This window comes from Massilia sp. P2_C2 (genome assembly GCF_056404615.1).
This window is the reverse complement of sequence record NZ_JBFUDR010000279.1, coordinates 1-8,377: the sequence shown is the minus strand read 5'-3', so window position 1 is coordinate 8,377 and position 8,377 is coordinate 1. Positions and strand designations below refer to the sequence as shown.

Sequence of the window (8,377 nt, the reverse complement as noted above, 5' to 3'; positions counted from 1 at the left end):
GTCCCGAGCGGCGTCGCCGTGGACCCGGCCATTTTCTGCATCTATCAGGTGGGGGGAAATCCAATGACCAAGCCGTGCACTGCAACGCTCACCAAGGACGTTAACCACACATTGTTCCAGTTCGATGTGTCGATCAACTTCACTTACATTAACCCGCTGACAGGCAGCGATACCGGGATGTTGATTTCACCTTATGCGTCGGTGCGCTATGTGGCGAATTGACATGAAACGGGGCGTATCCGAAGGACGGACAAGGGAGTCGGGTTCCGTGGCCATTGAATTCTCGCTGATCGCGATCGTCTTTTTTACGGTCGTGTTCGCAACACTCGAGCTGGCACGCATGGAGTTCCTGCTGAACACGCTGGAAGAGGTGACCCGCCGCGCCGCCGCCGCCGCGGCAAACGTCGACTACCGGGATACGACGGCGCTGCAGAAGGTCCGGACGGACGCCGTCTTCCGTACGTCATCCGGCCCGCTTGCGCTKGGCACGCCCGTCACCTCCGAGAATGTCAAGATCGACTACCTGTCGGTCTCGAAGGCGACCTGGACTCTGAATCACATGGGTACGCTTCCAACATGTCCCGCAGGCAATCGGCTGAACTGCACGACCGATCCGAATGCCGACAACTGCATCCGCTTCGTGCGTGCGCGGGTGTGTGATTCGCTGGATAGCGATGGCAACTGCACCACCCTGCCTTACCAGATGGTTTTCCCGTTCTTCGACCTTTCCGGGATGAAGCTGCCGTCCGCCGAGACGATTGTTCCGGCGGGCAGCCTCGGGGCCACGATTGGGGCGATGCCGTGTACTTGACGACGCCGGAAAAATGCAGCGCAAGACTCACCGTGCCGCAGCATCGCTTCCCAGCCTGTCCACCAGCTTCCCGAGCATCTCCATCGGCAGCGGAAACACGATCGTCGAACTCTTGTCGCCGGCGATCGACGACAAGGTCTGCAGGTAGCGCAGTTGCATCGCGCCATCCTGCTGCGCCAGCACCTGCGCCGCCTGCATCAGCTTTTCGGAGGCCTGCAGTTCGCCCTCGGCGTGGATCACCTTGGCGCGCCGTTCGCGCTCCGCTTCGGCCTGGCGAGCGATCGCGCGCACCATCGATTCGTCCAGGTCCACGTGTTTGATTTCTACGTTGGCGACCTTGATGCCCCAGGCGTCGGTCTGCGCGTCCAGCACCTGCTGGATGTCGATGTTCAGGCGCTCGCGCTCGGCCAGCATCTCGTCCAGCTCGTGCTTGCCCAGCACCGAGCGCAGCGTCGTCTGCGCCAGCTGGCTGGTGGCCTCGAAAAAGTTGGCGACCTGGATGATCGCGCGCTGCGGGTCGATCACGCGAAAATACAGCACCGCCGATACCTTTACCGAGACGTTGTCCCGCGAGATCACGTCCTGCTTGGGCACGTCGTGCACGATGGTGCGCAGGTCGACCCGCACCATCTGCTGCAGCACCGGGATCAGGAGAATCAGCCCCGGTCCCTTCACCGCCCAGAAGCGCCCGAGCTGGAACACGACGCCGCGCTCGTACTCGCGCAGGATGCGTACCGACGAGGCGAGCAGCGCCGCCACCACGATCACGATCAGACCGATTCCGAAACTGAACTGGAACAGCATCTCAGCCTCCTTGTATTCAATTGTCGAGCGGCGCTACCTCGAGAACCGCTCCGCGGCGCGCCACCACGCGCACCTTCTGTGCGCGCGCGAGCGGCGTGGCGCTGACCACGCGCCAGGTCTCGCCGCCTACGTTGGCCCAGCCCTCATGCGGCGCGTCGTCCAGCATCTCGGCCACGCTGCCGATCAGGGTCTCGGGACCGCTTACTGCGTGCCGCCGTCGCGTGCGCAGCGCAATGCTCGCGGTCCCGGCAAGCAGCAACGCCGCCACCACGCCGACGCTCACGACCAAAAACGGCGGAATGCCCATGCCCGGCGACTCGGTATCGATCAACATGAGCGCGCCGATCACGAACGCGATCACGCCGCCGATGCCGACAGCGCCAAAGGTCGGCAGGAAAGCTTCGGCGATCATGAAGGCGATGCCGAGGCAGATCAGCGCCAGCCCGGAGTAATTGATGGGCAGTAGCTGCAAGCCGTACAGCGCCAGAAGCAGGCAGATCGTGCCGACGACTCCCGGCGCCACCGCGCCCGGGCTCATGAATTCGAAGATCAGTCCGTAGATCCCGACCATCATCAGGATCAGCGCGATGCTGGGGTTGGTGATCGCCGCCAGCAGCCGCGTGCGCCAGTCGGGCTGGGCGTCCTCGACTGCCGCGCCGGCAGTGCGCAGGGTGCGCTCCTGCCCGAGCACGTTGATGACCCTGCCGTCCACCTGCGCCAGCAGATGAGGAAGGTCCGGCGCCACATAGTCGACCACGTGAGCCTTCAGCGCATCGCCGTCCGGCAGGCTGACCGCCTCGCGTACGGCGCGCTCGGCCCAGTCGGCGTTGCGTCCGCGCATGTTGGCGAGGCCGCGGATGAAGGCGGCCGCGTCGTTGACCTGCTTGTGTTCCAGCGTCGAAGGCGTCGCATTCTTGTCGCGCTGCGGTTCCTGTCCGCCSACGCCGACCTGGATCGGGGTGGCCGCGCCAATGTTGGTGCCGGGCGCCATCGCCGCGATGTGGCAGGCGTACAGGATGTAGGTGCCGGCGCTGGCCGCGCGAGCACCGCCGGGGGCCACATAGCACGCCACTGGAACCGGCGATGTGAGGATCGCGCGAATGATGGAGCGCATTGATGTGTCGAGCCCGCCGGGGGTATCGAGCTGCAGTACCACCAGTTGGCTGCCCTCTTTTGCCGCGCGGTTGATGCCGCGCGACACGTAGTCGGCATAGGCTGGTCCGATCGCGCCATCGACCGTCAGCAACACGACCGGGCCGCGCGCGGATTGCGCGTGCGCAGGCACGCCGCTGACCAGCAAGGCCATCAGCGCGATGGCCGACCATGCAGCGGCCAGTATCAGGAAGAACGGCGGGAAGGACGGCAGCCTTGCAGCCGTCTGTCGGAACATGATTGTCCCCTGGCGTGACGACGGGTCCAGTATAACTTAGATGTGCTGGACGTCCCGGCGGTACCGGAACCGTCAGACCAAAAAGGGTTCGTGCGCCCAGTTCCGCGGCTTATTTCACTCGTCCTGAAGGAGCTGAGCGCGCGTCAAATCACACGACCACCGCGAAGCGCCCATCTGCACGAGGGAGTAAGAAATCTAGGTGGCAACCAGCTCGGCGATTTTTGYCGCGACCACCGCCATTGAATCTTCTGCAGTGTCTAGGCCACTTCGAGAGGCGAGCAAAGGGCTCACATTGCGGAGAGCTTCATACGTCGTGTTGTGCACAATAGGTACAAGCTGGTTGCCCGCAAGGAGTGCCGAAAGCTCTTTATCGGCGACGCTTTCTTTCGGGAGGCGCCCCAAGAGTGCAGGGGTTACAAGCACGAGCCCGATTCGCGAGTTTGCTAAGCCCTTGTCGATCGCGCGCATCATAGGTACGCCAAGACCCAAATCTTTTTCGCTGAACCAAACTTTGACACCTGCCGCCACGAGCAAATTATGCAGCTCCATGGCTGGCCCTTGCCGGTCGTCCCACGCATGGCACAGGAACACGTCACGAAGGTCAGGTTGCGCCTCTGCTCGCACCTCAACGGTCCGGCGGATAGGCGTGAGCGACTGCACTTGCGTCGGAGTATAGGACACCGACGAACCCGCTCTCGACCAACGCGGTCTTGAGCCGGTGCTGGAGCGGCCACCACCACCACCACCGGTATTGCCAGAGCTATAGTTAGCCCCGCTGCTGTCCGACGAAGAATTGGACGAGCCATAGCCGCCGTACCGGGAGTTAGTGCGGTAACGGCATGCCGGGCAGGCCGCGGCCGCGGCAGCTGAACTATGTCCACGTACTGGTGCAGTGCATGACGCCATGTCGGATCCTCTATGTGAAATTAGTAAGCAGAATTGCATTACCAGCGCGTGATAAGTTGCCTGGTGCCCTTTTTCAATACCACATCAAGAACGAAACCATTCGAGGTGAGGATATGGAACATTGCCTCCGACTCTGGCGCACAACGTGCCAACAGCCCTGCCCCCTGCTGTGCGAATTGACGGAGTATCGTATTAATCATTTCCGTACCTTCGCCCTTACTCCTATGGGCAGGGGAAACCGCCGCCAGCCACAATTCGTTACCGTGGTCTCTATCGAGCGCGGACATCACTACGAAACCGATAGGTTGCCCGTTTCGTTCCCAGATCAAAGCGTATGCGTAACATCCGTTAGCTCGCCTATGGTTCGTCAACACGGACCTTAGCTCGAGCTCCAGTCCACGAGTTGCAGCGGGAGTCGATAGATTCCGGTCGAAATGCCCGTTGGCGGCCTCTTTCAGTATGAGCGAAAAAATGAAATCAAAATCCTCGTTTTTTTGCGTAACGCATCATTGCTTGGTGACCTCCCTGCGAATTAAAAGAAGGGTCGGCGGCAAAGTCTTTGAGCGGCCAGGTTGAACCACACGCTCTTTGCCCGCCCCCGCCAAAACCGCTCGTTAGCGAACACGAGGCCGGAGAGCCGTGCGAATGTCAGATATCTGCGCGCCTGAGTTCTGCAGCTGCTGACGCATCTCGTTAAAGATAGGAGTAACCCCGTCAGGAGAGGCGATGGTCAAAATCGCTGAAAATGGAATCCCCTCGTCGGGCACGGTGCAGTTGCTCCGAGCCAGCGGGTCAATGACCAATCGCCACTGCGATGACTTTCCGACGCGATCGAATTCATCAGCGAGGGACTTTACTGGCCACCACTTCGCGCCATGTTGCACTAGCTCCTTTTCAAATCGCTTCATGCCATCGCCCTTTAGCCGCCCCTTGAAAGTTACCTCTCCGGTTTTCCCATCAATCACTTCTTGCCGCAAATAGGTATCCAAATTTATTCGGACAAATTCCCCGCCAAACGCCCGGTCCACTGGTGGGCGATAAACCAGTGTCAGGCGCACCTTCCCTGAACACGCCCCCTCCTCGTCGACTAAACTAGCCGGCCAAGAGAATTGGAACCGAAGTTCCTGTCCACTTTTTAATATTCCATTGAAGACCATCGTGACTTCATGATCATCGAGCAAGAGGGTTTCGGCAGCCACACGGGGCATTCCGTGGCCGATGAAATCCTTGACCACCGGTTTCAGTACCGGGTCATTTAGTCCGTCCGGTATCTGAGCGTGATGGATAATCAAGGCACTAAGGGCTTCTCGAGCTATGCCACCTTGGATCGCATGATCTACTGCTGCTATAGTCTTTGCCGCAAGTGGAGCCGAATAACTGGTTCCACAGCTTTGAATTCCAGCTCCAGTGGGAGAAATCGAATGCAATCCGCTGTTCTGGTCAAAGATGCCTCCAACGTGGCTTAGATCCGGCTTCATACCGAGGGCCGGACCTGGTCCGCGTCGGGTGTAGCGCGACGGGACGTATCTTCCGTTAGCGTCTTTTGGATCAAGCGCACCAATAACGAGGGCGCGGATGCTGTCTGCAGGTTGAAAAATTCCATCCTGCCCCTGAAATCGATAGCCGGCCAACATCGCGAGCGCATCGTTCGACGCTGCCGGCCATTGTGGACGTGCAAGTCCACCGTCTAGATTGCCTGCCGGAAGTACGAAAAGAATGTCATGTTTATCCGCAATTTCATCTAGGATATTCGCGAAGACGCTATAACCATCATGTTGAACCGGCGTCGTGACCGCCAGACTCATGTTGATAACGCGGGCGCCCTGCGCTTTTGCGGCAGGAATCTCGGCATCGAGCTGTTCGAGGAAGTCAATGAACCCCCGCGGATAATAATTCTCGTAGGTTCCAGGCGCAGTAGGGTGCAATCCTAGGTCAAAGAACCGGCAACGCGCCTCAGCAAAAATTGGGTCTTGATTGAGCACATCGGCTGCGCATAACAAGCCCGCAATGAACGTCCCATGAGAAACATCTTGACCGTCCATGTCGAGAAAATCGGAGGATCCAACACTCCAAGCATCCACTGCGGGAAGCTTCGTGATTCCGGAATCTACGATACCAACTACAGGATGCGAACGCCTAGCATCCGGCTGCGGAAGCACTGGAGTCGGCCCTGGCACACTGTCTACATGAGTGGCCTGGAGAATTGGTGGTAGCAGTACTGCCTTCACCGCAGGCTGGTTGTCGAAAAATTCAAGCAACGCCACGTGTACCTGCCGGGCTCGTTCCGCTTGCATAACAACCTCGGGAGCTAGCTTCACTACATAGACAGAGGCGTGAATCCATTCATCTTCAACCTTTGAAATTTCAACTGGTAGATTGAGCGCTCGGAGACTTGCTTCGAAACTAGCAAGCACTCGCTCCCCACGTAGACGCAGAGGCTGTGAACCGCGAGAATTGATCGAGCTCCGGGAAACAAATGTCTCAACATAGTAAGCGCCACCCGTTCGCGGGTCGGTAAGCCAGCGCAAAGCGACTTCGAGAGAGAAAGCTCGGCGGTCAGCCGCCGAATAGGCACGAATCGACCTGATCGCCCCTACCTCGCCCCTAGTCCGGGTTGGCTTAGGCTTTAACTCACCCTTTTTGTTCTCGACGAGGGCTACCTCAGCCTCTGCAGACGCCACAGTTGCTGCGATCCTGGGAATGTCGGCCGCAGTTAATTCGACCACCATCGATCCTAGCCTTCCCCCACCGACATATACTTGCTGGCCCGGGGGAAACACCTTCTTGATTGGTCTATGACTCTTTGCCCATGCATCCGTCTGCAGCTCGACAAATGCATAGATGACGTCGTTGGGCAGTCCCCCTTGGAGTCCATCACGCAACCCAAGGACTTGGGCTTCGAGGGCGTTGCGATGCGCTACGAAGTCAGCGTCTCTTCCTTTGTAAAAATCAATGACGGTGCCACCTGGATTGACGTCAGCTTTCCTGACGTAGTCCTGCGCATTTAGAATGATTTGAACTGGGTTGTGGGGCATGTCAATCTATCCTCAAATTATTTGTCTTTTTTCAACCAACGACTAATTGTCGGCTGCGTGCATCCAAACAATGCTGCGAGCTGCTCTTGACTAAAGGGGATCATGCGATCAGTTGCCAGCGTACGAGCCAGAACCTCATCCTCCTCCCAGATTGCTACGCGATTCGGCGACTGCCCCTCATGAGCGCTCATTTGGACGAAGCTACGGACCGCTTGAAGAAAATTGAAGTCGCCTTTCCTGATGGCTCTTTGTCGCCGCATAAAATCGCTCAATTTTCCGATATCAGATCCACTACCGCCCTCCGTGATCCATGCCATCAATCTGATCTTCGAATCGTCGATTTCTTGAAGATCGAAGTGTCGTCTGAGCATAGCGATGCGCGTTTCCCCATTCGGCCGTGGAATCTCAATCCTAATATCGAACCGTCTCCAGACAGCTGGATCAAGCAACGATTCATGATTCGTTATTGCAATCGTGAAACCGACCTCCGAACGACTATCAATGCATTGTAGCAACGTGTTCACCACGCGTTTGATTTCACCAAGTTCGTGCGGATCATCTCGCAGTTTCGCAACCGCATCGAACTCATCTAGAAGTAACACACATCTATAACGATTTGCGAAAGCAAAAAGACTTGAAATGTTCCGCGCCGTCGTACCCAGGAACGACGAAATCAAGCCATCTAGGCGAGCGATAACGAGTGGCAATCCAAGCTGACTGGCGATATGGTGGGCCAGCATCGTTTTCCCCGTTCCTGGAGCGCCGAACAGCATCGTTGCCCATGCTGGATGAACCCCAGCTGCACGCAAATCATCGACGTGCCGCCATTCTTCAAGTAGGTCAGCAATCCCACTACTGAGCGTGTCGCTGAACAATGGTTGTTCGGCAACCTGCTGTCCTGGAAGAACCAGCTCCGCAAGGGGATCGCCAGTTTCTCGGTCAACTGGAGCAGTCACGCTGGGCGTAATGGTTTCGCCGCGCAACGAAGCTCGCGACAGAACTACACGGCTAGGGGAAATCTCCTGCATAGCCTCTGCCGACTTCAAGAGCTTACGAAGGGCGGCGACCTGCTCTTCATTTTTTTCCTTTTCCAGTGCACGGACCAGACGCTCCACATGCGAGCGGAGCGCCGGATTGGGACTCTGCATTGCAGATCGGCAAAGACCCAACACGATCGGAAAGTGTTCCATAGCTCCCTTAATTCATCAATTCGATACAATATACTGATTATATATGCAGTACATTGAAACCRCCATACGATTTTTTGTATTTTTATGCGATTACTGATGAACACCATGCGCACTACTGTACTGCCGAACCTTCGCGCCGGTGCGCTGCCCGTACGGGCGATTCGAGTCCGGGCGGCGGCCCGGATGCCCAAAGGGCACTCACACGCCTCATGGGCGCACGTAGGAGCGTCTTGGCCGGTCG

8 protein-coding genes are annotated in these 8,377 nt (G+C 58.0%); 2 read left to right on the top strand and 6 right to left on the bottom strand.

Annotated features, from left to right (window positions below; genetic code table 11):
* On the top strand, positions 1-222 hold a 222-nt coding region (locus AC1DYX_RS24470), incomplete at its 5' end, for a hypothetical protein (protein ID WP_477263694.1).
* A gap of 46 nt (positions 223-268) precedes the next feature.
* Complete coding sequence (locus AC1DYX_RS24465; RefSeq protein ID WP_477263692.1) at positions 269-811, top strand: TadE family protein; 543 nt, start codon at positions 269-271, stop codon at positions 809-811.
* 27 nt (positions 812-838) lie between these two features.
* Here AC1DYX_RS24465 and AC1DYX_RS24460 read toward each other — a convergent pair whose 3' ends face one another.
* The 6 genes from AC1DYX_RS24460 to AC1DYX_RS24435 form a co-directional block, all read right to left on the bottom strand.
* The gene (locus AC1DYX_RS24460) at positions 839-1,615 is read right to left on the bottom strand and encodes a slipin family protein (protein WP_477263690.1); all 777 of its coding nucleotides are present in this window, start codon (positions 1,613-1,615) and stop codon (positions 839-841) included.
* A 16-nt stretch (positions 1,616-1,631) separates the two neighbouring features.
* Positions 1,632-3,005, bottom strand: a complete 1,374-nt coding sequence (locus tag AC1DYX_RS24455; RefSeq protein ID WP_477263688.1) for an NfeD family protein — start codon at positions 3,003-3,005, stop codon at positions 1,632-1,634.
* A 195-nt stretch (positions 3,006-3,200) separates the two neighbouring features.
* A complete protein-coding gene (locus AC1DYX_RS24450) occupies positions 3,201-3,911 on the bottom strand; it encodes a toll/interleukin-1 receptor domain-containing protein (RefSeq protein WP_477263698.1) in 711 nt (236 codons plus the stop codon).
* A 38-nt stretch (positions 3,912-3,949) separates the two neighbouring features.
* Positions 3,950-4,369, bottom strand: coding sequence for a GNAT family N-acetyltransferase (locus tag AC1DYX_RS24445; protein WP_477263696.1), 420 nt, complete (start codon positions 4,367-4,369; stop codon positions 3,950-3,952).
* 156 nt (positions 4,370-4,525) lie between these two features.
* Positions 4,526-6,946, bottom strand: coding sequence for a S8 family peptidase (locus tag AC1DYX_RS24440; RefSeq protein WP_477263686.1), 2,421 nt, complete (start codon positions 6,944-6,946; stop codon positions 4,526-4,528).
* Between the two features lie 17 nt (positions 6,947-6,963).
* Positions 6,964-8,094 (bottom strand): AAA family ATPase, encoded by a 1,131-nt coding sequence (locus AC1DYX_RS24435; protein ID WP_477263684.1) that lies wholly within the window; start codon positions 8,092-8,094, stop codon positions 6,964-6,966.
* Between the last annotated feature and the right edge of the window lie 283 nt (positions 8,095-8,377).